This is a genomic window from Nocardioides humi (assembly GCF_006494775.1).
In the GTDB taxonomy this organism is placed as follows: domain Bacteria; phylum Actinomycetota; class Actinomycetes; order Propionibacteriales; family Nocardioidaceae; genus Nocardioides; species Nocardioides humi.
The window spans coordinates 4,189,978-4,213,318 of the sequence record NZ_CP041146.1; the positions used below are offsets into that span (position 1 = coordinate 4,189,978).

Consider the following 23,341-nt stretch of genomic DNA (forward strand, 5'->3'; position numbering starts at 1 on the left):
CTCACTTCGCCTGATGGACGGCGCGGACGACGCAGCGCGTCCCCGCCGGAGCCTCGAATTCCCGTTCGGCGGTCCAGGTGCCGCTCCCGCCGGGAGCGACGGCGACCGTCGTCGTGGCCGAGTCGACGATCCGGGCCTGCGGGTCGGTGAAGAACACCACCACCGCGAAGGTCAGCGCCTCCGGGTCCGCGTTGTCGGCCGTGCCCTCGGCCCGCCAGCCGTCGGCCTTGGCCGCGCATCCGGTCAGCGCGACCTGCTCGTAGAGCGCTGGGACGTTGCGCAGGGCTGCTCCCTTCGGGAGCCGGTGCTGGACGCCGGCGAACTCCTCGGGCGGCTGCCCGGGCGTCTTGCCGAGGACCACGCCTCCGGACGTGTCGATCGCCACGCCCGACGTACGGCCGGGCGGTGCCACCTGCTCCTTGCCCGCGTCAGGCCGCTGCGGGGCCGAGCACCCGCTGAGGGCGAGGACGGCAGCAGCCACGGCGCAGGCGGCCGAGAACCCGGGAGCACGCAAGAGGGAGCATCTTTCGTTCCGAGGTGCGGACGCCGCACCGGCGGGACCAGCGAACCCCCACCATTGCCCGGGTGACAATGCTCCGTCCCGGATGTCGCCCGCCGGGTCACCCGCTCCTGACCGTGATCGCGCTGCTGGCCGCGGTCGAGGTGGCCAGTGGCGTCATCCAGGGCTACTACGGCCCGATCATGGTCGACATCGCCCACGACCTCGACGTCCGGTACGCCGACCTCAACTGGCTCGAGGCCGCCCAGCTGATCTTCTCGGCGCTCGTCGTCCCGCCGCTGGCCCGGCTCGGTGACCTGGTGGGGCACCGGCGGGTGCTGGTCGTGGCGACGGCCGTGACCGCGGCGGCGACGTGGGGGATCGCGTTCGCGCCGAGCTTCCCGCTGATGCTCCTCGCCTGGACCCTGCAGGGCACGTACGTCGTGTGGCTGCCGATCGAGGTCGCCGTGATCCATCGGCGGACGGCCGGCCGTCCCGACCAGGGCCGGGTGACCCGTCGGGTGGCGGCGATCCTGGTGGCGACCCTGGAGCTGTCGGTCATCGCGGCCGCGGTCCTCGCCGGCCAGCTGGCCGACCGCGTCTCGGTCACCACGATGCTCGTCCTGCCCGCCGTGGTGGTCACTGTGTGCCTGCCGGTGCTCGCGTTCCTCGAGGAGGTCCCGGGCGTGCGCGGCGGCCGCTTCGACTGGGGCGGGCTGGGCCTGATGACCCTCGCGGTGCTGGCGGTCCTCGGCGGCCTCGTCCTCATCCGGGTGGACGGCGCGAGCTCCGTCCCCGCCTGGCTGCTGGTGCTGCTGGGCGCCGCGCTGCTGGTGCCCTGGTGGCGCTACGAGACCCGTCACCCCGACCCGCTGGTCGACGTCCGGCTGCTCGCGCACCCGGCCCAGTGGAGCGTCCAGGCCACGGCCTTCCTGGTCGGCATGTCGCTGCTCGGCGCGCAGGTGCCGCTGTCGACGTACTTCCGCAGCGACCCGGCCGTGCACGGCTACGGCTTCGGGCTCACCGCCGCCGAGGGCTCGGCGCGGATCGCCCTCTACGTCGCGTGCCTGGCCGTCGGCGCCCTGTCCCTCGGCCCGGTCAGCCGACTGCTCGGCGCCCGGCGGGCGATGACCGTCGGCTGCGTCGTCTACGCCGTCGGGTACGCCGCCTGGCTGCCCCTGCACGCCAGCCCCGGCGCGGCGTGGGGCGTGATGGCGGTGGTCGGTCTCGGGACCGGCGGCCTGGTGGCGGCGATCCCCGCCGCGGCCGCCGCGGCCGCACCGCCCGGCCGGGTCGGCTCGGCGACCGGTCTCACCAACGCCGCCAAGACCATCGGCGGCGGCATCGCGTCGTCGGTCTTCGCGATCTGCCTGGCCGGCACCGGGACGCTCGAGGTGAGCGGCGGCAGCCTGGCGGGCTACTACGCCGTGTGGTCGATCTGCGCCGTCTCCGGCCTCCTGGCCGCCCTCGTGCTGGCGCTCACCGCGCGCGCCCGCGCCGTCGTCAGCGAGGTGCCAGCAGGTCCAGAGCGATCGCCTTGTCGATGACCGCGTCGCGGGAGTTGACCCCGAGCTTGCGGTAGATCCGCTGCAGGTGGGTCTTCACCGTGTTCTCCGAGAGGTGGAGCGCGGCGGCCACCGCGGCCCGCGTGGGATGGCGGGCGAAGGCGGCGATGACGACCCGTTCCTGCGGCGTCAGCGGCGCGGCCAGGATCTCGCCGGTGATGCAGTCCGGGACCGGCGCGGCGAGGTGGTCGCGCAGCGCGGCGTCGCCCTGCTCCGCGGCCAGCGCGCGCAGGCGGGCCAGGTCGGCCGCCGGGAGGTACATCAGGTGCACACGGGCGCCCTCCCGCCCGACGAGCGCGAGGGCGCGGTCCAGCAGGGCCGCGGCCGTCCCGGGGCGGTCCGTGCGGAGCGCCGCCGCCGCGCCCAGGGTGAGCACCGCGGCCCGCGAGCGGGTGGTGTGCCCGGCGCGGGACTCCAGGCGGGGCAGCGAGGTGAGCGCCCCGTCGGGCTCGCCGGCCAGCAGGCGGGCGAGCAGCACGGCGGGCGCCACCTGGCCGGCGTACCTGGTGCGCAGCCGCAGCAGCGGCCCCGCCTTGGTGTGGTTGCCCGCGGCCAGCCAGAGCACGGCGAGGGCGGCGCGGACCGCGGCCGAGCCGAGGCTGTCGGCCGTGCCGGGCGGGCCGGGCGTGCGGGCCAGCGCGGCCTCGACCCGGTGCGCCTCGGTGGCCGCCTGGCCGAGCCCGAGCCGGGCGTGCATCAGGGTCCAGGTGAGGAAGGGCCAGAACTCGGAGGTGGCGACGAAGGCGCAGTCGTCGTACTCCGCCACGGCGGCGGTGAGCTCGAAGTCGTCGAGCAGCAGCGCGGCCTGGCCGATCCGGCCGAGGGCGTTGACGTAGCTGTGCGTCTGCCCCGGGCGCCAGGCGGCCGGGTCGACGTGGGCCTGCGCAGCCCGCGCCTCGCCGCACCGGCCGTCGATCGCGTTGAGCCCGACGGCGTACACGGCCGTGTGGTTGAGCGACTCCGGCCGCGAGCTCAGCGTGATCGCGCGCATCGCGGCGGTGCGGGCGGCCTCGACCTGGGCGTCCTGGAACAGCGAGTAGGCGAGATGGCGCAGGGACGTCGCGCCGAGGTCGGCGACGTGGTGCTGCTCCCCGTCGGGGATGGTGTCGACGTGGACCAGCGCCTGCTGGGCGGCGCGGCCGGACTCGCCGAAGCGGCCCAGTGCCCGCAGGCTCGCGACCTTGGCCGTGTGCAGCATCAGCACCTCGCCCGGCGTCGAGCCCGGCGCCGGCGGGCCGACCCAGGACGCCGGGATCCTGAAGTACTCCGCCGCCGCGCCGAGGGTGGCGGGATCGCGGTGACAGGCCAGGCCGCGCCCGAGGGCGAGGGCGGGGTACTGGCTGAGCGCGCGGCTCGGCACGCTCGCCAGCTGGCGGTCGAAGCGCGCCGTGGTGATCGTCTCGGGGTTGCTCGCCACGAGGGCCGCGTAGACCCGGCCGGCGACGTCGTACTGCCGGGCGCCCACGGCGACGTCGAAGGCCGTCTCGAAGTTGCCGTTGCGGTACAGCCAGGTCGCCGCCAGCCGGGCCGCCCGTGCCTGCGTCGCGGCCGGGAGACGCGCGGCGTCGGCGAGCATCGCGGTCCGCAGCGACTCGACGTACTGGAAGACCTGACGGCCCGGCGCGAACGGGATCCAGCGGCCGAAGCCGTTCCACTCCAGCTCGGCGAGCGTCTGCTTGACGTCGGTGGTGCCGGTCAGCTCGATGGCGAGGTCGGTGTCGAAGTACGGCGGCAGGCAGGTCGCCAGCACGAGCTCGTAGGCTGCGCCGGCGGCGAGCTGGACGCGCAGGTCCTCGGCGACGAGCGACTGCCAGTCGGGGCTGCCCGGCTCCGCGCCGGTGCGCGCCAGCGAGAGCATGCCGGCCCGGATCGCGAGCGCGAAGCCGCCCGTGACCGCCTGCAGCTCGGCGGCGTGCCCGGCCGCTCCCGGCTCGCCGAAGGCCGCCAGCAGCTCGTGCGTCTCGTCCTCGGTGAAGGCGAGGTCGGCGGCGGTCAGCAGCTCCACCTCGCCGCGCAGGGTCCGGCCCGGGCTGGCCACGCCGGTGGTGGTCCGGGTCGTCACGACGACCCGGAGCCCGGGGCACAGCCGGACCAGTCGGAGCAGGTCGGCGTCGACCGCGCCGGCGTCGTCGCGCAGGCGCTCGTGGGCGTCGACCACCAGCACGAGCGGGTCGTGCCCGGTCGATGCGCCGGTCAGCGTTCCGGTCAGCGTTCCGGTCAGCGCTCCGGCCACGAGTGCGGGCAGGTCGGCGGTGCGCTCGACGTCGTCCACCAGCGCGGCGGCCTCGTCGGCGGGCAGGACCCCGAGCCGGCCGGCGTTCGTCAGCACGGCCTGCCAGAACGTCGTCCGGGGGACGTGGTCGGTCTCGAGGGTGACCCAGACGACCGAGCCGGCGGGGCGCGGGGCGACCCAGCAGCGGACCAGGCTGGTCTTGCCGGACCCGCTGGGAGCCGACAGCACGACCAGCTGGGACTCGCCCCGGTCGAGCCGGGCGTGCAGCCGCGGGCGTGCGAGCAGGACGGGTCCCGTCATGAGTCGTCCTCTCTCGGCCGTCCCCCTCCCGGCCCTGACTCTAGTGGTCCGTCGCAGAAATGGCTCACCACCTCACGCACCCAGGGCACGCACTTCGCCAACGCGGCGAGGTGCGTGCCTGGACGGCTCCCAGCCCGCGTTTTAGCTGCGACGCGCTACTAGGGCCTCCGGGTCAGATGCGGGCCTCCCCGCCCCAGTTCGCGAGCTTCACCGCGATGTCGTGGAGCCGGCTCTCCGGGACGCCCTCGGCCTCGAAGGCCAGTTGGACGTGGTCGTCGGAGGTGCGGGCGAGGCCGACCTTCCCGGACTCGGGCAGGTGCTCGATGATCCGGATCAGCCGGTTGCCGATCCGGCCGAGCTGCGAGGCGTGCTCGTCGGAGAGCTGGCCGAGGGCCTCGGGCTCGCGGTGGTGCAGGGTCAGGCCGAGGCGGCCGCCGGCGTCGTGGCGGGCGAGGATCCAGACCTCGTCCTCCCAGACCACCTGGCCGGGGCGAAGGACGTGCTGTCGATGAGCGGCTGCGCGGACTCCGTCATGGCGACACTCTGCCACCCGGGCCCCGCGTGCCGACGGCCGCCCCCTGTCGGCCGGCCGGACCCGTGACCTCAAAGTCGTGTGACTTGGTGCAGTATCATGCTCGCCATGACCCTGGCAGCCCTCGCCGTCCCGACGTACGACGACCCGCGGGTCGTCGTACCCGCCCCCGCCGCCGGTGCCGGCAACTGGGCCGGTGCGGCGAGCGCCGTCCTGGTCGACGGCACCTTCTGGCTGACCTATCGCGTGCGTCGCCCGCTCGACGAGGGGCGTGGAGTCTCCGTCGTCGTCGCGCGCTCCGACGACGGCGAGCGGTTCACGTCCGTCGCCGAGGTGCACCGCGAGGCCTTCGGCTGCGAGTCCTTCGAGCGACCGGTCCTGGTGCCCGTTCCCGGCGTCGGCTGGCGGCTCTACCTCTCCTGCGCGACCCCCGGCTCGAAGCACTGGTGGGTCGACAGCCTGACCGCCGCCACCCCCGAGGACCTGCCCGGCGGCCGGCGCCGGGTGGTCCTCCCCGGCGACGACGCGGTCGCGGTCAAGGACCCCGTCGTCACCCACGGCCCGGACGGCTGGGAGATGTGGCTGTGCTGCCACCCCCTCACCGAGCCCGGCCACGAGGACCGGATGACCACGCGCCTGCTCCGCAGCGCCGACGGCCTCGCCTGGACCGACCACGGCGAGGTCCTCGCCGGCCGCCCGGGGGAGTGGGACGCCCGCGGCGCCCGGGTCACGACCGTGCTCCCGCCGGTCGCCGGCAGCCCACTGACCGTCCTGTACGACGGCCGCCCCGACGCCGCCTCCAACTGGTTCGAGACCACCGGCACCGCCACCTGGGACGGCGCCCGCCTGGTCGCCGCCGCCGGCCCGCCGATCACCTCCCCGCACAGCGACGGCGCCTGGCGCTACGCCTCCGCCGTCCCCCTGCCCGACGGCCGGACCCGCTTCTACGTCGAGGCAGCGCGCCCCGACGGCGCGCACGACCTGGTCACCGTGGTGCGCTGAGGCCGCTGGTCGGCCGTCCGTCCGGGCGCCGCAGGCGCCGCACGGCTGCTCCCCGCGGCGATGTCGGGGCCCGGACGGACGGCCCCTCAGCCTGTTCCGCTCCGGGTCCGCTGGGCGAACGACCCGCGGTCCCGGGTCGAGGTCCAGTCGGAGAAGTCCTCGCCGGTGATCTCGGCCAGCAGCCGGATGTCGTCGGCGAAGGCCGGCAGCAGGCGCTCGCGCTGCGCGGGCGTGAGCGAGGGCCGGTGCGCGTCGCCGGTCTGCAGCCGGGCCACGAGGGGTGCGCTGGCCCGCCGCCACAGCTCCGGGCGGGCGAACGGCCCACGCCCCGGCACGCACCGCCGGGCCGAGGACGCGGGGACGCCAGCCGGGCGCGACGTACGGCCGGGAGTTGTCGCGCGGGATCGACGTCACCTGGCCCTCGCGGATGCCGAGGAACCGGCAGGCGCGGTCGACGGTCTCCGCGGGGCGGTCGACGATGTCGCGATAGCGCACCACCAGGACCCGCGCCGGGTCGACGAGCTTGACCAGGTCGCGCAGCTGCTCGCCGTACAGGCCGAGGTCGCGGTAGCGCCAGAACGGTGCGTGCCCGGCGGCGATCCGCTCCGGCTCGAGCCGGAACGCCGTCTCGAAGTCGGCCTCCGGCTCGAGGCCGTCGGACCACAGGTGCATCCAGTTGCTGTACGCGCGGTCGATCGGGTCGCGGACGACGGCGATCAGCCGCACCTCGGGCAGCGCGTCGGCGATCCGGCGCTGCGCGCCGCGGTGCCAGAGGTAGAACGGGGTGCTCTCGCCGCGGACCGCGTCCGGCGGCGCGGGGCGGAACAGGTCGTCGTACTCCTCGGCCCGCCAGATCCACTCCTGCTGGGAGTGCCGGTCGCCGGGGCCGCGCCAGTGCGGCGGGGGAGCGCCCTCGCAGAGCCAGAACTTCGGCTCCTTGGGCGTCGTGACGAAGACGTCGGGGTGGGCGGCCAGGGCGAGGTGGAGCGCGCTGGTGCCGGCCTTGGGCGCCCCGATCAGGAGGAAGTAGGGGCGCGGCTCCCGCAAAGTCATGTAGGTCAGTCTAGATACATAAATACGTCGAGCGCGAGTGTCTCGTGCGCTGGCAGCGAGCCTGCAACGATCGTCCTCCATCCGGACATGGGAGGGGCATGAGGGACATCGCCGCTCGCGAGGACGATTTCCGGCGACTGTACGCCGCGCACTTCGACCCCGTCCTCGGCTTCGCGCTGCGCCGCACCGCCCGCCCGGAGGACGCCGCCGACGTCACCGCCGACACCTTCCTCGTCGCCTGGCGTCGCCTCTCCCACGTGCCGTCCGGCGAGGCCGCCGGCCCTTGGCTGTACGGCGTCGCGCGGCGCACCCTCGCCAACCAGCGCCGAGGCGAGGCCCGGCGCACTGCGCTCGGCGAGCGGCTGCGGCTCCAGCTCGCCCACGCGGTCGCGGACCTCGCCGACGACGTGGTCCACCGCGCCGACGTCACCGCCGCGATGAAGCGGCTCAGCGCCCGCGACGAGGAGGTTCTCCAGCTGCACCTCTGGGAGGGCCTCGAGCCGCGCGAGATCGCCGAGGTGCTCGGCATCCCGGCCACCGTCGTCCGGCCGCGACTGTCGCGGGCCCGGTCCCGGCTCCGCGACCTGCTCGGCAACGATCCGGACGAGGGCGGACATTCCACCAGTGAACCCACCGCGTCGACCCGGGACGGAGGAACCCGATGAACCGCAAGATCACCGACGCCGGCGTCGCCGGTCTCGACCTCCGCCACGGGCGCGCCGAGCTCCTGGAGGAGATCATGTCCCAGCCCGCCCTCGCGCCCACCTCCCCCGGCGGACCGGCGCCCGCGCGCCGCCGTTGGATCCCGGTCGCCGCGGCCGCCGCCGTGCTCGCGGTCGTCGGTGGTGCCGTGTGGATCGGCCATCAGGGGCCGGGGTCCACCCCCGTCGCCCAGAGTCCTGCCGGTCAGAGCCCCGGCGGCGTCGGCACCGGCGACCGCGCGGTCCTCGACGAGCCCGGCTGGACGATCGACAATGTCAACGACGACCGCGAGGACGGCGGCGAGATCGCCTACGTCCGCGGTGAGGAGAGTCTGGAGATCCACTGGAGGCCGGCCGACCAGTACGACGGCTACGTCGAGGACCGCGCCGACATCGGACCGTCCCGCGACGTCGTGCTGCTCGGCGAGCCTTCGTTGCTGTGGGCCTACTCCGACCTCGACCACACCGTCATCCGCCCGCCGTCGGGCGCCTTCATGATCGAGGTGCGGGGCGGGGGAATGGACGAGGCCGGCTATCTGGCGTTGCTGGATCGGCTCCGGCTGGTGGACCGGGCCGGGCTGATGGCCCACCTGCCCGACGCGTTCGTCACCGACGACGAGCGCCCGGACGCGATCGCGCAGATGCTGGCGCAGCTGCCGTTGCCCGACGGATTCGACCCCGCGACAGTGGCCAGTGACGAGCCCCAGCGCTACCACCTGATCGCCAACGTGACCGCCGCGGTCACCTGCGCCTGGATCGACTCCTACCTCGCCGCCCGCGAGTCGGGCGACGCCGTAGGGACCACCGCCGCGCAGGAGGCGCTCGGCACCGCGCGGGACTGGGCGGTGCTCCGGGAGATCGCCGATGACGGCGGCTGGTCCGAGGCGATCTGGGACTACGCCGATCTGGTGGTCGCCGGCTCCGGCACGGACGGGCCGAAGAACGAGCTGGCGGGCTACCGGGACGGCCTCGGCTGTGCCGGGCGGGGCCCGGTCGCGGCCGAGACTCCCGAGACTCCCGCCCCCTGAGCGGCACTCGCCGATCCGCCCTCCGGCCCGGCGCCGGAGGGCGGATAGGGTCGCGGCGTGACGCTCGCGAACATCCCGCCCGCCCCGCAGCTCCCCGGCGCCCGCCACCTGCACTCCGGGAAGGTGCGCGACCTCTACGAGCTCACCGAGGGCCCGTACGCCGGCAAGCTCCTCATGGTCGCCAGCGACCGGCTCTCGATCTTCGACTTCGTGCTCGAGACGACGATCCCCGACAAGGGCGAGATCCTCACCCGGATGTCGCTGTGGTGGTTCGAGCAGCTGGCGTCCCTCGTGCCCAACCACGTGGTCTCGACCGACGTCCCCGAGGCTGTGCGCGGCCGGGCCGTGATCTGCGAGCGGCTCGACATGTTCCCCGTGGAGTGCGTCGCCCGCGGCTACCTCACCGGCTCCGGACTGCTCGACTACCGCGCCACCGGCGAGGTGTGCGGCATCGCGCTGCCCGCCGGCCTCGAGGACGGCAGCCGCCTGCCGGAGCCGATCTTCACCCCCGCCACCAAGGCCGACCTCGGCGACCACGACGAGAACGTGTCCTTCGACGCCGTCGTCGCCACCGTCGGCGCGGACACCGCCGCCACGCTGCGCGACCTCACCCTGCAGGTCTACGGCCGCGCCGAGGAGATCGCCCGCGAGCAGGGGATCATCCTGGCCGACACCAAGCTCGAGTTCGGTACGGCGGCCGGCGGCGCCGGCGACGCGATCGTGCTGGCCGACGAGGTGCTCACCCCCGACTCCTCGCGGTACTGGCCCGCCGACGACTGGCGGCCCGGCCGCGCCCAGCCGTCGTACGACAAGCAGATCGTGCGCAACTGGGCGCTCTCCCCGGCCAGCGGCTGGGACAAGGCCTCCGGCGAGGCCCCGCCGCCGCTCCCGGCCGAGGTCGTCGCGCGGACCCGGTCGCGCTATCTCGAGGCCTACGAGCGGCTCACCGGCGAGAGGTTCTGAGTGCCGCGCCCGCGGGTTGGTCCCGGGCACAAGGCCACTCCGGCGCGATTGGTCCCGCGACCAGTGACCCCGGTCACGACCGCCCAGTAGGTTGTGCGCCATGACGAACCTCGCCGAGTTCCTCGAGAACAGCGCCCAGTCCTACCCCGACCGCACCGCCATCGTCTTCGGTGACACCCGGCTGTCGTACCCGCAGGTGAACGGCGCGGCCAACCAGGTGGCCAACCTCCTGGTCTCGCGCGGGATCCGGCCCGGGACAAGGTGGCGCTGAGCTGCCCCAACCTGCCGTACTTCACGATCATCTACTACGGCATCCTCAAGGCCGGCGCGACCGTCGTCCCGCTCAACGTGCTGCTCAAGGGCCGCGAGGTCGCCTACCACCTCGGCGACTCCGACGCGAAGGCCTACTTCGCCTTCCAGGGCACGCCGGACCTGCCGATCGGCCAGGAGGCGTACGACGGCTTCCGGGCCGCCGACGGCTGCGAGCACTTCTTCGTGGTCACCGCCGACCCGGCGGCGCCGTCGCCGATCGAGGGCACCGAGACCTTCGGCCAGGCGCTCGCCGGCCAGGCGCCGACGTTCGACACGGTCGACGTGGCCGACGACGACACCGCGGTCATCCTCTACACCTCCGGCACCACCGGTCAGCCCAAGGGCGCCGAGCTGCGGCACCGCAACATGCGCGACAACGCGCTCATCGGCAAGGACCTGTTCGGCGCCGACGCCGAGCGCCCCGACACCTTCCTGTGCGTGCTGCCGCTGTTCCACTCCTTCGGCCAGACCGTGATCCAGAACGGCGCCTTCGCCTTCGGCGGCACCGTCGTGATGCTGCCGCGGTTCGAGGCGGCGCCCGCGATCGGGCTGATGCTGAAGGACAAGGTCAGCTTCTTCGCCGGCGTCCCCACCATGTACTGGGGCCTGCTCAACGCGCTCGACGACACCGTCGACGTCAAGGAGCTCGCCGCCAACCTGCGCGTCGCCGTCGCCGGCGGCGCGGCGCTCCCGGTCGAGGTGCACCACCAGTTCGAGGAGCGCTTCGGCGTCACCATCCTCGAGGGCTACGGCCTCTCGGAGACCTCGCCCGTCGCCAGCTTCTCCCGTCTCGGCTCGCCGGTGCGGGTCGGCTCGATCGGTACGCCGATCCCGGGCGTCGAGATGAAGCTGATCCAGCCCGAGACGTGGGACGAGGTCCAGGACCCGGACGGCATCGGGGAGATCGCCATCAAGGGCCACAACATCATGAAGGGCTACTACAAGCGCCCCGACGCCACGGCCGAGGCGATCAGCGAGGACGGCTGGTTCCGCTCCGGCGACCTCGGCCGGAAGGACGCCGACGGCTGGTACTACATCGTCGACCGGTCCAAGGACATGATCATCCGCGGCGGCTTCAACGTGTACCCGCGCGAGATCGAGGAGGTCCTCCTCACCCACCCGGCCGTCTCGCTCGCCGCCGTCATCGGCGTCCCGCACGAGAGCCACGGCGAGGAGATCAAGGCGTTCGTCATCCTCAAGCCGGGCGCCACCGCCACGCCCGAGGAGATCGTGGCGTGGGGCAAGGAGCAGATGGCGGCGTACAAGTACCCGCGCATCGTCGAGATCGTCGAGAGCCTCCCGATGACCGCGACCGGCAAGATCCTCAAGCGCGAGCTGAGCTGACTCCTTGGTCGAGCGTGTCGCATACGGAGCCCGGCGCACGGACCCTTCGGGCCCATGGCCGGGCTCCGTGCCGCTTCGCGGCCGTGCGCCACGCTGCCGACCGCGCGGTCGAGGTGGGCCGAGCGCGAGCTCGCTCGGCGGCCGGGCCCGCCGGACCCGTCAGCCCCGGCTGGCCCGGAGCACCTTCCGGGCCAGCCGCACCACCTCGGCCTCGGTGCCGTCGCCGAGGCCGGCGCCCCAGCGGGCGTACTCGATGTCGATGAGCAGGTTGCCGTCGCGCACCCACAGCTCGCGCCGGCTGTGGTCGTAGCCGTCCTCCGCCTCGGTGGCGTCGTCGCGGAACAGGTCGGCCCGGTCGGCCAGGTCCTTCACCCGCCGCGTGCCGCGGTGGACGCTGGCGGCGTGGATCGCCTCGGCGGTCGCGACGGCGTCTCCGCCGGAGAGGCGGGAGCCCTCGACGGCGTACGCGTGGACGGTCAGGTCGTCGGCCCGGTCGCCGGTCTGCGACCACGCGCACGAGGACACCCGCGGCCCGTAGCCCTTGCGCGTGACGGCGGTCTTCTCGGTCAGCCCTGCGCCGCGAGCGTCGTCGTCGAGCAGCGTGCACACGTCCGGCACCTCGGTGTGGTCGCCGTCGGCCGGGAGGGTGGGGTCCGGGCCGAGATCGAGGCCGTACGACGCCAGCGTCTCGCGCGCGGCCCGGAGCAGCCCCTCCTCGACCTGGGCCAGGGGAGCGGGCGCCGCGTGCCGGTAGGGGATGTCGAACCCGCCGGCGTAGCGCGCGACCACCACGACGTTCCGCACCCGGACGGCCAGGTAGCCGGCGGTGTCGTAGCCGGTCGAGCCGCTCAGCCGCGCGCCGGAGACGGCGTACGCCTCGTCGCCCAGCCCCGCGACCTGCTCCGCCTTGCCGAGCTCCAGCTTGGTGCGGATGCCGCCACCGCCGGGCGGGTCGTCCACCAGCTGCCGGATCGTCCGCTCGGCGTTCTCCTCCGCCGTCGTGCCGGTGTCGCCGTCCCCGGTCGGCGCGGCGATGGTGACGTTCACCCACAGGTCCCGGCTCGAGTACGACGGCTCCGCGCTCTCCGCCCAGTGACAGCTCAGCGGCGTCGGCAGGTCGCGGCTCGCGTCCAGGCCGAGCAGGTGCAGGGTGGGGTCGCCGACCGCGAGGCAGTCGGCCGGAACGGCGGGGACGTCGCCGTCCCGCCAGGCCAGGTCGGCGCGCGGCGCGGCGACCTCGGCATCGGCCGGGCGCAGCGGGACCCGGGCGACGGAGTCGCCGGTGCCGAGCAGGACGGCCTCGCCGTCGAGCCCGACCGCGGACCACTGCCGGGGCAGCACGCCGATCACGCCGCTGTCCTCGCCGGTGCGCAGGTCCCAGCGTGCGAGCCAGGTCCGGCCGCCGTCGCCGTCGCTGGCCGACGTCGCGACCACCACGCCGTCGGCGTCGACCCCGGCCACGCTGGTGCTGAGCGTGCTGACGACCGGCGGGTTGACGTCCCGGATCCACAGCTGCTCGCCGGTGGTGAGGTCGAAGGCGTACAGGCGCGGCCCCGTCAGCGGCGTGGGCCGCCCGCCCGCAACGCTGCCCACCAGCACGCCGTCGACGACGCCGAGCGCGGTGAAGGAGGAGCCGGCGACGGCGTCGAGCTGCCAGCCGACGTACGCACCGGGAGTGGGATCGGTGCGGCTGTGGAGCCGCAGCGTGGTGTGCCCCTTCTCGGTGAGCGCGAGGACGAGGGGGTCGGAGCTGATCACCGCGCCTTCGGCCAGGTCGCCGCCGCGGCGGTTCGTCTTGCGACGCCACAGCAGCTCGCCCGAGTCGACGTCGTAGAGCTCGAAGGCGCCCTCGCCGGGGGTCTGCGGGATCCAGCCGGTGCCGTGGTCGTCGGGCGTGCTCGCGTCGACCGGGTCGTGCCAGACCGCGAGCGTGCGGCCGTCGGAGTCCGCCTCGTTCGCGCACTTGCGGTCGTGCGGCGCGATCACGCCGAGCTTCCGCCCGTCGTCGACCGCGAGGCGGGTCACCTGCCCGCAGAACTGCACCAGCGTGACGGCCTTCGCGCCGAGAGCGACCTGCATGGCGCCGCTGTCGTACTGCTTCGAGACCAGCGGGACCCGGACCGTCCAGCGCAGCTCGCCGGTGGCGCCGTCGACGACGGAGACCGAGCGGCACTTCCTCCCGTGGCTGAACGCGACGTCGCCGGCCTCGTTGGGCGCGCTCGTCGCGCACAGGTCGGTGGGCTGCTGGCGCCAGCGCACCGAGCCGTCGGTGCCGAGGGCGGTGAGCCCGTCGTCCAGCAGGAGGTACCCGTCCGTCATCGGCGTGACCCGGGCGACCAGCCCGCTCCGGCTGGTCTCGTGCGACCAGTCGGGGCTGAGCTCGGCCGGCTCGGCCGCCGCGCTCCCGCCGCCCTTGGCGCCCGGCCCGGGCTCGGGGTCGCCGCCGTCGCATGCGCTCAGGGCCAGCAGGACGACGGCGACGGCCGCTGCGGTACGACGGAGAGCCCGGGACACGAAGCGGGCATACCGCGGTCGCGCCCGGCTGAAACGGCGGTTCGTCGTACGACGTCAGCCGGGGCGGGCCATCGGGACGTGCGGGATGCCGTCGTCGAGGTACTCGGGACCGGTCGGCGTGTAGCCGTAGCGCTCGTAGAACCGCACCAGGTGGGCCTGGGCGTCGAGCACGCTGGGCCGGTCGCCGATCTCGTCGAGCGCCGCGTCCATCAGCCGCCCGGCCGCACCGGTGCCGCGCACCTGCGGTGCGACCACCACCCGCCCGATCCGTACGACGGCCGCGGGGTCGCGCAGGAGGCGCAGGTACCCGACCGGTGCGCCGTCGTGCGCGAGCCACAGATGCCGGGTGCCGGGCTCGGTGTCGCGGCCGTCGAGCTCGGGGTAGGGGCAGGCCTGCTCCACCACGAACACGTCGACGCGCAGCCGGAGGAGGGCGTACAGCGTCGTCGTGTCGAGGTCCGCGAACGACGCGCGGTGGAGGACCGGCTCCCTCACGCGAACGGGTTCGGCAGTGCGCCGGGGAGCTTCGCGAGGAGCTCCCGGGCCTGCGCGGCCACCTTGTGCTCGACGAGCACCTCGTAGCGCGTGGCGACGACCGAGCTGACCGAGGAGAAGTCCCGCTGGCCGCGGGTGACGGCGTACCCGGCCAGCGCGAAGACGACGCCGAAGGCGACGCCCATCAGCGCGGTGGACACGATGATCGCGAGGGTGTCGCCGGTGCCGAAGAAGCTGAACAGGATGCCGACGAACAGGCCGAACCACAGCCCGCTCATCGCGCCACCGGCCGCGACCCGGCCGCTGCTCAGTCGGCCAGTGATCCGCTCGACCTGCTTGAGGTCGGTGCCGACGATCATGCAGTTCTGCACGGGGAAGCCCTCGTCGGAGAGGAAGTCGACGGTGCGCTGCGCGGTGGCGTAGTCGTCGTAGACCGCCAGGGACTGGGGGAACTCGAGCGCCAGCAGGGAACGGGAGAACGCGCCGGGGGTGGGGTTGCTCATGGGTCCAGTGTGCCCCGCGCCCGGCGGGAGCGGCGGACGACGGCCAGGACCGCGAGCCCCGGGAGCAGGACGACGGCCAGCGCGAGGGCGAGCGGCCCCGCGCCGCCGGGCTGCGCCGTGGCGGGCAGCGGGCGCGCGCTCGGGTCGACGGTGGCGGCGGTGGCGGTGAAGCGCGGCGCCGGGTGCTCGTCGCCCTCCGCCTCGTCGGCCCAGTCGACCCTGGTGCCGTCGGCGCAGGTCTGCTCCGCCGGCACCAGCACCGTGTCGCCCGGCTCCGCGTCGAGGCGGACGGTGACGGTGAACCGCGCCGGCTCCGCCGCGGCGATCCCCGGTCCCTCCCACTCGACCCGGCCGTCGACCACGCGGTGGCTCCAGCGCCGCGGGTCGCCGACCGCGACGACCGCCGCTCCCGTGGGCATCGTCGCGGACAGCGCGGTCGTCCCGGCGTCCCCGCACCCGCCCGACAGGGAGAGCACCAGGTCGGCGCTGCCGTCCCCGCGCGGCACGACGGACGCGATCTCCACGGCCGCCGCCGGAGCCGCGAGCTGGAGCAGGACCAGGAGTGCTGCCAGCCTCATGGGACCTCGATCCTTCCGGTGACGACGGGCTGGGCGAAGCGGCTCAGCGGTACGGCGAGCGAGACCTCCCACGTCCCCGGCAGCGCCAGGTCGACGGTGGCCTCCCACACCCCGGACGCCGTGGGCGAGACCGGCCGGCGCAGCGGTCCGACATCGGCCTCCGGGAGCCGGAAGGACAGCGCCGGGACGTCGTCGAGCCCGACCACGGCGCCCTCGGCGTCGGTGACCGTGACCCGGACGCCGTTCACGCCGCGCCGCACGGGCGCCACGACCACGGTGGCGCGGTGCGCGTCGCCCAGGGCGAGCTCGAGCCGCTGCTCGGCCGGCGCGGCCGCGGCGGCACGGGGAGCGCGGGCGGGCGGCGTGAGGTTGACGAGGACGGCGGTGACGGCGACGACGGCCGCCACGACGAGGGCCTCGGCCCCGATGGTCCGTCGGAGCATGGTCGCCGCGCGAGCGGCGTCCCGGCCCGCAGCCCGGTCCACGAGCCGGAGGCGGTTCCACGCGGCCAGCGCGAGCACCGGCAGGAGGAGGGCCGACTTGAGCAGCACCGCCCGCCCGTACGACGTGTCCCACAGGCCGCTGAGCGAGTGGCCGATCCGCCAGTAGAGGACCCCGCCCGCCACGACGAGCGCGGCGACCACGACGACCGCTGCCCCCGAGAAGCGCGCGAGGAGCTCCGCGCGTACGCCGACCCGCAGCCCGGGACGCGCGGCCAGCGCCAGGACCAGGGCGACCAGGCCGCCCCACCAGAAGGCGGCCGCGGCCAGGTGGACCAGCTCCGCGGGCAGCACCACCCACGACGGGCCGTAGCTGCGGGTGTGCCCCACGACCGCCAGCGCCGCCAGCGCGGCGGCCGCGCCGCCCACCGCCAGCGCGTCCCGGCCCCGCCGGATGCCCAGGACGGCCGCGGCGGCGCCCACGGCGACCAGCAGGGCACCCGCACCGCTCGCGCTGCGCACCGCCGCGGTCCAGGTGTCGCCGGACAGGACCGCGCCCAGCGACCGGCCGGACTCCCACAGCGCCGTCAGCGGCGCCAGGAGCACCGCGCCGCCGGCCGCCAGGCCCGCGAACACCAGCGCCGCGCGCCGCCAGGCGAGGACGAGTCCCGCGTGACGGCGTACGCCGGCCGGCGCGACCAGGACGACGACGCCCGCCAGCCCGGCGAGCCCCAGCGTGCCGGCGTACTGCATCCCGTTCGCGATCGCCTGGGCGAGGCGCACCTCGCGCTCCTCGGTCCCGACCGGGAGGTCGAGCACCGTCGCCGACGGTGCGCCGACCGAGAACGTGAAGCTGCCCGCCACCGGGTGCGAGTCCGTCGACACGACGCGCCAGGTCACGACCTGGGTCCCCCGCCCGAGGGGCTGCCGCGGCTCGATGGTGAGGACGTGGTCGCGCACCGAGAAGTCGGCAGGCACCTCCTCGCCGGCGGCCGTCAGCAGCCGGTTGCCCTCCGGGGCGAGCGAGACCGGCTCGTCGAAGGTGACGGTCAGCGACGCCGGTGCCTCCGCGAGGACCTGTCCGTCGGCCGGGGTGGTCCCGACCGTCCGGGCGTGGGCCGCGGCGGCCTGCGGCCAGAGGACCAGCACCAGGACGACGCCGGCCAGCAGTGCGCGCGCGGAGCCCGTCAACGACGCGACCGGGCCAGCGCGGTGCCGCCGGCGGCGAGGCCGAGAGCGCCGAGGACCAGGCCCAGCCAGGCGACGACGCCGGTCCCGCCGTCGCCCTCGCCCTCGATCTCGGCCTCGGCCGTCCGGTGTCCGTGCGCGTCGCTCGCGGCGGCCCCGACGGTGACGTACGGCGCGGGATGCTCCGGCTCCTCCTCGCCCTCCGCGGCGGTCTGCACCCAGGCGCTCTCCCCCTCCTCGCAGCTCTGCACGACGGGGAAGACCAGGGTGGCGCCCTCGTCCGCGGTCAGCTTCAGCGAGAGCTCGAAGGTGTCCCGGAGACCGTCGGGGAGCGGGCTCCTGGCCGTGTAGACCACCTGGGCGACGCGCTCGGTGTACTCGCCGCCGTGGCCGTCGGCGACCGGCTCGGCGAGCTCCTCCATCCTCTTCTCCACCTGCCAGCCGGGGTTGACCGTCGGCGTGACCGTGACGATCTCCGGGGGCAGCTGCACCGTGACCGCTGTCGTCGGCGACCCGTCGCAGCCGTGGCCGACGGAGAAGGTGAGGACGGCGTACGCGCCGGCGGCGGTCGTGGACGGGGTGACGGTCACGTGCGCCCCGGCGGGGGGAGCGGCGGTGGCCAGGACGGCGACCGCGCCGAGGGCGACGGCGGCCAGACGGGCAGCGGGACGGGCAGCAGGGCGTGCGGACGTACGGACGGACATGCGGTTCTCCTGAGGACGAGCGCCCGGACGGGCGCCGGAACGAGTGGCGGGAGGTCACTCAGGAGCAGGCGGTCCCCGGCGGACGAGGACGTGGGCGAGCAGCGGGCGGAGCCCGGCCCCCAGGGGAGGACGGGCCGCGGGGCCGGCCGTGGGCAGGGGAGCACGCCAGGCGTGGACCCGCACGACCAGCGTCGCCCGGGTCCACCACGACCACCACAGCGCCTCCGCCCTGGCGATGCCGGCGGCGACGACGGCGAGACCGACCAGGTGCGCGAGCGCCATCGACGGCGACGGCGTCATCGCGTGGCCGTGGACGTAGCAGGTCAGCAGGTGGACGGCCACCTGCGCCAGGCCCAGGACCGCCAGCGTCGTGGCGAAGCCCAGCCGCCGCTTCCCGAGCCAGCCGACGACGGCGGACGTCAGCGCGACGACCGGCGCCAGCGCGACGACGGGAAGGCTCCCGCCGCCCTGCGCCGCGTGGGCGGCGACGGCGCCCACGACCACCCACGAGCCCACGAGCAGGGCGCGGCCCGAGCGGGCGACGGGCGAACCGGGGGCGAGCACGGCGCAGATGCTGGCACAGGAGAAGGGCCCCGATCCGTGGGGCAACGGGATGTTTACACGGCCGTCCCAGGACCGCCGCATCCCTCTCGCGGCGTCCCATTCAGTGTCTCAATCAAGGTCGGCGGAGCTTTACGCCGAGGGCGGCTCTCGTAACACCAGCGGCGGCGAGGAGGGCGCGCCGCGAAACGCGTCGCGGCGAGATTGAGGGCCGCCCGAACGACGAGAAAGAACCCGAATGCCGCTGAAACGCACCATGACCCGCCTGGTCCCCCGACAGCGCTCGCTGCCGCCCTCGCCACCGCAACGCTCGCCACCACGACCACACCCGCCCACGCCGACGCCGGGAGCGGGGTGATCCGCGGGACCGTGCTCGAGACCGGGTACGTCATCGCTCCCGGCATCGACGTCTCCCTCTACACGAGCGCGGGCGCCTTCGTCGCCGCCACGGTCACCGACAGCCAGGCCGGCGCCTACCAGTTCTCCGGCCTGGAGGCGGGGTCGTACCTGCTCTGGTTCGAGAACCAGAACGAGGCGGTCAGCGAGTGGTACGACAACCAGCCGGACCAGCTGTCCGCGACGCCCGTCGCGCTCGCGGACGGTGCGACCCGGGTCGCCGACGCCTATCTCACCCAGGTCAGCGAGAACCTGGTCCGGCCGACCGTGTCCGGGACGGCCGCGGTCGGCTCCACGCTCACCGCGACCCAGGGCACCTGGTTCCCGACGACCTCGGTGGAGTTCCGCTACCAGTGGCGCCGGGGCGGGGCGGTCATCGACGGCGCGACCCAGCCGACGTACACCCTGCGCGACGCCGACAGCGGCTCCCGGATCGCGGTCGAGGTGATCGCGGTGCACCAGGGCGCCACCGAGTCGGCGCTCAGCGCCGAGACGGCGACCGTGACCGGCGGCCAGCCTCCCGTCTCCGCGATCGGCAACACCACGCCGCCGGCGGTCTCCGGCTCGACGACGGTCGGGTCCACGCTGACCGCCACGCCGGGCGTGTGGACGCCGTCGGACGCCACCGTGACCCTCCAGTGGCTGCGCGGTGCGACCGTGGTCGGCTCCGGCACGTCGTACACGACCACGGCCGCCGACGTCGGTGCCACCTTGCGGGTGCAGGCGTCCGCGACGAAGACCGGATGGACCGCGGCCACCGCCTCGTCGGCCGCCTTCGGCCCGATCACGGACAGCACGCCGCCGACCGTCACCAAGCCCGTCAACACGGCGCTCCCGAGCATCACCGGCACCGCGCGCGTCGGCGACACGCTCGTCGCCGGACGCGGCGCCTGGACCGGTGACCCGACCGCGTTCGGCTACCAGTGGACCCGCGCCGGCGTGCCCATCCCCGGGGCCACCGGGGACCGGCTGCAGCTGACCGCCCTCGACGCCGGTACGGCGATCGGCGTCGCCGTGACCGCGACCAACGCCGCCGGCACCACCTCGAGCGCCTCGCCCGCCAGCGTCGTCGCCAAGGCGGCCAGCAGCATCGCCGTCGTCGCGAAGTCCCCGAAGAGGCACAAGCTCAAGCTGAAGGTCAGCGTGACGTCGGCGGGTGCCCGCAGCGGCGCCGTCGTGGTCAAGGTCAAGGTCGGCGGCAAGACCGTGACCCGGACCTACGCCCTGGCCGGCGGCACGAGGACGCTCACCCTCCGGGGCCTGCGCAGCGGCCGCGCCAAGGTCACCGTCCGCTACACCGGCGACGCCTCGACGACCGACGCGCGGCTCGTGAAGAAGCGCGTGCCCGTGCGGTGACCGGCCCGCCCTCCCTGATCCGCGACCCACTCGACGCCCGCGAGTGAGTCGCGGGCCGGCCTCGGGGTCGGCCCTGGCGTCGGCTCGCCAACGCCGCCCCATCCTCAGCAAGCAAGGAGATCATGTGAACGCGTCATTGCGCGTGCCCTGGACGTCACGCAGAGCGGTCGCGGTCGCCGCGGTCGTGCTCGGCCTGTCCGGTGCCACGGCGGCCTACGTCGTGGCCCAGGAGGACGTCAGCGGCACCGACCCCGGAGTCAACACCGACTTCACCGTCGTCGGCGACGGTGAGCTGCCCACCAAGAAGCCCAAGCTCGGCGCCGACCGGGCGCCGCTCAGCGCGGCGGAGACCGGCTACGCCATCCACCTCGCGTCCGCCGACGCGAGCATCCCGGCCGGAGCCACCGACGTGCTGGGGGAGGAGGGCCCGGAGTTCCTGTACGCCGACCTCCCCGACGTCGGTGAGAACCTGACCGGCCGGAAGGTCGTCGTCTCGCTCTACGACTACACGAGCAACGCGGCCTACGACCAGCTCGTCGACCTCGGGACCGGCAAGGTCGTGAAGACGACCACGTCGGCCGAGGCGCAGCCGCCGACCTCGGCCACCGAGGCCGACGTCGCGATGGAGCTGGCGGTCGGGTCCGACCTCGGCCTGCTCTTCAAGGAGGAGTTCGAGGTCAACATGGGCGTCCCGCTCATCGCGACCGACCAGGTCGAGTACGTCGCCGGGGCCTGGGTCTACGACAAGACCACGACCGCCGGCAAGGAGTGCGGCAAGGACCGCTGCGCCCAGCTCATGGTCTCCACGGCCTCCGGTGTGTACCTCAACACCTGGGACTTCGTGGTGAACCTGTCCACCAAGACGATCGTCCCGACGCAATGACCGAGAAGGGAGTCTCGATGCGCAAGAAGTCACTCCTGCGGATCACTGCGGCGCTCGCGCCGGCACTGGTCGCCGTCGGGCTGTTGACCGTTGTCCCCGTCGCCGCGCAGGCCGCGGAGGACACGCCGCTCGCCTGCGACGCGAGCCTGATCACCAAGGAGCTCGAGAACGGCGCCAGCTGGCGGATGTGCGGACGCATCCACCCGATCAAGGGCCTGGTGCTGGAGCAGATCGAGTTCAAGCCGGCCGTGGGCGACTACGAGTACGCCGGCTACAAGCGGGTGCTCGACCAGCTCAACATCGCCCAGCTGAACGTGCCCTACGACACCGGCCACGTCCAGTACAACGACATCACGTCGTACGGGTTCGGCAAGCAGTACCTCATGGAGCAGGGTCCCGAGGTCTGCACCGGCGAGGCGCTCGACGTCCCGCAGTCGTTCACCTACAGCGGCAACCTGGTCGAGCGGACCATACCGGGCATCTGCGTCCAGGAGGATCCGACGGGCATCATGACCCACGCCCAGGAGACCCAGATCGGCGGCGGCACCCTGTATGTCGACCACGGTACGGCGATGGCGGTGTCCTCGATCTCGAAGATCAGCTGGTACGAGTACCAGCAGCGTGTGGTCTTCGACGACCACGGCCAGATCGAGGTCGGACTCGGCGCCACCGGCGACATCGCCCCAGGGTGGGCCTCGGAGAGCGCGTCCGGTGCCTTCTTCGGCACCAACCCGAAGGCGGGCTGGCCACTGTCGGGTGAATCGACGATCACGACGACCACGGGCGGGGTGACGACCACCAAGCAGGTCCAGGCCTATGCCGCCTCGCACTGGCACAACGCGATCTTCAAGGTCGACTTCGGCATCGACAAGGGCGAGAAGCAGACCGTCGAGCAGTGGGACTTCAGCAGTCCCGGTGCGGGGACGCGGGCGCCGATCGTCGAGGGCGTCGGGACGACCAAGTCGGCGGCGTTCAGCTCGGTGGAGGGCCCCGACCACGACGAGCTCACCTGGTGGCGGGTCCTCAACCCCAACAGCAAGAACAAGGACGGCCACGCCCGCTCGTACGAGATCGTCAACAACAACACGGCGAACAAGCTGATCCCGGTGACCCAGCCGTCGGTGACGTTCACCAACTACCGCTCGTGTGAGGAGTACGCGTCGGCCAACCTGAACGCGGGCTGCCCGAACAAGAGCATCCTCGACTATGTCGTCGAGGACACGCACGAGCTGACCGATCCGGTCGCGTGGGTCAACGTCGGGTTCCACCACACCGACAAGGACGAGGACCAGTCGCCGATGCCGATCCACTGGCAGAAGTTCCAGCTGGTGCCCCGCGACTTCTTCGCCCAGAAGCCGACCATCCAGGAGGCGCGCAAGTGCATCAACGGCCCGTTCTCGTCGGTCAACGCGGTCACCAAGCCGTGCACCCCGGAGAACACCGCCCTGCCGAAGATCAGTGACCAGGCGGACCCGGCGGCGGTCGTCGTCCCGGCGGTGGGCAAGACGCTCACCGGCAGCGCGGGGACCTGGCGCAGTGCGGCGCAGAGCCTCACCTACGCCTACACCTGGTTCCGCAACGGGGAGGCGGTGGCGACCGGTCAGGACTACACGCTGACCGAGGCCGACGTGAACTCGGTCATCACCGTCAAGGTCACCGCCTCGGCGGCCGGCTACCCGTCGGCCACGGTGGAGTCCGCCGGGGTCACCTTCGGCACGCCGCCCGCGACGGAGGAGCCGACCGACGGCCCGACGGACGAGCCGACCGATGAGCCGACGGACGAGCCGACGGACGAGCCGACCGACGGCCCGACGGACGGCCCGACGGACGGCCCGAGCGCGGGTCCGGCACCCCAGACGCCCGCGCTGGCGGCGTCGGTGACGGCGGTCAAGGTGAAGCCGGGCAAGGTCAAGCCCGGCAAGAAGGCGACGATCGTGGTCACGGTCACCGCCGGAGGCGCCGCGGTCACGGGCTACGTCCAGGTCCGGCTGAAGAAGAAGGTCAAGACCTTCGACCTCGTGGCCGGCAAGGGCAAGGTGAAGATCAAGGTCCCGAAGAAGACCGGCAGCTTCGACCTCGTCGCGACCTACTTCGGCAGCTCGACCGCCGAGGCGTCGACGAAGACGAAGGCCGTCAAGGTCGTCAGGTGACCCGGTGACACCAGGAGGAGGGGGTGCCGTCGCCCGTCGGC

General features: G+C 74.0%; 20 protein-coding genes and 2 pseudogenes. 11 read left to right on the forward strand and 11 right to left on the reverse strand.

Going from position 1 to position 23,341, the window contains the following annotated elements; translation table 11 throughout:
• Window position 1 precedes the first annotated feature (1 nt).
• Complete coding sequence (locus FIV44_RS20335; protein WP_181410718.1) at window positions 2-481, reverse strand: hypothetical protein; 480 nt, start codon at window positions 479-481, stop codon at window positions 2-4.
• A 155-nt stretch (window positions 482-636) separates the two neighbouring features.
• On the opposite strand from FIV44_RS20335, the gene FIV44_RS20340 reads away from it, so the two are divergent.
• A complete protein-coding gene (locus FIV44_RS20340) occupies window positions 637-2,046 on the forward strand; it encodes an MFS transporter (RefSeq protein WP_246086516.1) in 1,410 nt (469 codons plus the stop codon).
• Here FIV44_RS20340 and FIV44_RS33315 read toward each other — a convergent pair.
• Window positions 2,003-4,597, reverse strand: a complete 2,595-nt coding sequence (locus FIV44_RS33315; RefSeq protein ID WP_141006036.1) for a LuxR C-terminal-related transcriptional regulator — start codon at window positions 4,595-4,597, stop codon at window positions 2,003-2,005. The two genes, FIV44_RS20340 and FIV44_RS33315, sit on opposite strands and share 44 nt — an antisense overlap.
• Window positions 4,598-4,859: 262 nt before the next feature.
• Between FIV44_RS33315 and FIV44_RS32465 the strand changes: the two genes are divergently transcribed.
• A complete protein-coding gene (locus FIV44_RS32465; RefSeq protein ID WP_246086517.1) occupies window positions 4,860-5,198 on the forward strand; it encodes a hypothetical protein in 339 nt (112 codons plus the stop codon).
• Window positions 5,199-5,237: 39 nt separating this feature from the next.
• Window positions 5,238-6,131: a hypothetical protein gene (locus FIV44_RS20355; protein ID WP_141006038.1), complete on the forward strand. Its 894-nt coding sequence runs from the start codon at window positions 5,238-5,240 to the stop codon at window positions 6,129-6,131.
• Window positions 6,132-6,217: 86 nt separating this feature from the next.
• Here the strand turns inward: FIV44_RS20355 and FIV44_RS32470 are convergent, their stop codons facing one another.
• Window positions 6,218-6,406: a hypothetical protein gene (locus tag FIV44_RS32470; protein ID WP_246086518.1), complete on the reverse strand. Its 189-nt coding sequence runs from the start codon at window positions 6,404-6,406 to the stop codon at window positions 6,218-6,220.
• A gap of 187 nt (window positions 6,407-6,593) precedes the next feature.
• Window positions 6,594-7,265: pseudogene (locus FIV44_RS32475) on the reverse strand (sulfotransferase family protein); the annotation flags it as partial.
• A 17-nt stretch (window positions 7,266-7,282) separates the two neighbouring features.
• Between FIV44_RS32475 and FIV44_RS20365 the strand changes: the two are divergent.
• The 5 genes and pseudogenes from FIV44_RS20365 to FIV44_RS33655 all read left to right on the forward strand — a co-directional run bounded on the left by FIV44_RS20365 (window position 7,283) and on the right by FIV44_RS33655 (window position 11,532).
• Window positions 7,283-7,849 carry an RNA polymerase sigma factor gene (locus tag FIV44_RS20365; protein ID WP_141006039.1) on the forward strand — a complete coding sequence of 189 codons (567 nt, stop codon included), beginning with the start codon at window positions 7,283-7,285 and terminating at the stop codon, window positions 7,847-7,849.
• A complete protein-coding gene (locus FIV44_RS20370) occupies window positions 7,846-8,913 on the forward strand; it encodes a hypothetical protein (protein ID WP_141006040.1) in 1,068 nt (355 codons plus the stop codon). Before FIV44_RS20365 ends, FIV44_RS20370 begins: the two co-directional genes overlap by 4 nt.
• A 57-nt stretch (window positions 8,914-8,970) precedes the next feature.
• The gene (locus FIV44_RS20375) at window positions 8,971-9,876 is read left to right on the forward strand and encodes a phosphoribosylaminoimidazolesuccinocarboxamide synthase (protein ID WP_141006041.1); all 906 of its coding nucleotides are present in this window, start codon (window positions 8,971-8,973) and stop codon (window positions 9,874-9,876) included.
• Between the two features lie 100 nt (window positions 9,877-9,976).
• Window positions 9,977-11,070, forward strand: a pseudogene (locus FIV44_RS20380) (AMP-binding protein); the annotation flags it as partial.
• Window positions 11,071-11,244: 174 nt separating this feature from the next.
• Entirely contained in the window at window positions 11,245-11,532 is a 288-nt protein-coding gene (locus FIV44_RS33655) for an AMP-binding enzyme (RefSeq protein ID WP_342778914.1), read from the forward strand.
• A 159-nt stretch (window positions 11,533-11,691) separates the two neighbouring features.
• Here the strand turns inward: FIV44_RS33655 and FIV44_RS20385 are convergent, their stop codons facing one another.
• Genes FIV44_RS20385 through FIV44_RS20410 form a run of 7 tightly spaced genes read right to left on the reverse strand, consistent with a single transcriptional unit; the run spans window position 11,692 to window position 18,518 of the window.
• Window positions 11,692-14,046: an outer membrane protein assembly factor BamB family protein gene (locus tag FIV44_RS20385; RefSeq protein ID WP_141006042.1), complete on the reverse strand. Its 2,355-nt coding sequence runs from the start codon at window positions 14,044-14,046 to the stop codon at window positions 11,692-11,694.
• 54 nt (window positions 14,047-14,100) lie between these two features.
• Window positions 14,101-14,541 carry a GNAT family N-acetyltransferase gene (locus FIV44_RS20390; protein ID WP_141006043.1) on the reverse strand — a complete coding sequence of 147 codons (441 nt, stop codon included), beginning with the start codon at window positions 14,539-14,541 and terminating at the stop codon, window positions 14,101-14,103.
• Window positions 14,538-15,044, reverse strand: coding sequence for a YflT domain-containing protein (locus FIV44_RS20395; RefSeq protein ID WP_141006044.1), 507 nt, complete (start codon window positions 15,042-15,044; stop codon window positions 14,538-14,540). Before FIV44_RS20395 ends, FIV44_RS20390 begins: the two co-directional genes overlap by 4 nt.
• The gene (locus FIV44_RS20400) at window positions 15,041-15,622 is read right to left on the reverse strand and encodes a DUF1775 domain-containing protein (protein ID WP_141006045.1); all 582 of its coding nucleotides are present in this window, start codon (window positions 15,620-15,622) and stop codon (window positions 15,041-15,043) included. Before FIV44_RS20400 ends, FIV44_RS20395 begins: the two co-directional genes overlap by 4 nt.
• A complete protein-coding gene (locus FIV44_RS20405; protein WP_181410719.1) occupies window positions 15,619-17,253 on the reverse strand; it encodes a copper resistance CopC/CopD family protein in 1,635 nt (544 codons plus the stop codon). The genes FIV44_RS20400 and FIV44_RS20405 overlap by 4 nt, the downstream gene beginning before the upstream one ends.
• A complete protein-coding gene (locus FIV44_RS30720; protein ID WP_181410720.1) occupies window positions 17,250-17,954 on the reverse strand; it encodes a YcnI family copper-binding membrane protein in 705 nt (234 codons plus the stop codon). Before FIV44_RS30720 ends, FIV44_RS20405 begins: the two co-directional genes overlap by 4 nt.
• Before the next feature lie 54 nt (window positions 17,955-18,008).
• The gene (locus FIV44_RS20410) at window positions 18,009-18,518 is read right to left on the reverse strand and encodes a hypothetical protein (protein WP_141006047.1); all 510 of its coding nucleotides are present in this window, start codon (window positions 18,516-18,518) and stop codon (window positions 18,009-18,011) included.
• 351 nt (window positions 18,519-18,869) lie between these two features.
• Between FIV44_RS20410 and FIV44_RS20415 the strand changes: the two genes are divergently transcribed.
• The 3 genes from FIV44_RS20415 to FIV44_RS33320 all read left to right on the forward strand — a co-directional run bounded on the left by FIV44_RS20415 (window position 18,870) and on the right by FIV44_RS33320 (window position 23,300).
• The gene (locus FIV44_RS20415; protein ID WP_181410721.1) at window positions 18,870-20,267 is read left to right on the forward strand and encodes an SdrD B-like domain-containing protein; all 1,398 of its coding nucleotides are present in this window, start codon (window positions 18,870-18,872) and stop codon (window positions 20,265-20,267) included.
• A 124-nt stretch (window positions 20,268-20,391) separates the two neighbouring features.
• Window positions 20,392-21,150 (forward strand): hypothetical protein, encoded by a 759-nt coding sequence (locus FIV44_RS20420; RefSeq protein ID WP_141006049.1) that lies wholly within the window; start codon window positions 20,392-20,394, stop codon window positions 21,148-21,150.
• A complete protein-coding gene (locus tag FIV44_RS33320) occupies window positions 21,147-23,300 on the forward strand; it encodes a copper amine oxidase (protein ID WP_141006050.1) in 2,154 nt (717 codons plus the stop codon). Before FIV44_RS20420 ends, FIV44_RS33320 begins: the two co-directional genes overlap by 4 nt.
• Window positions 23,301-23,341 lie beyond the last annotated feature (41 nt).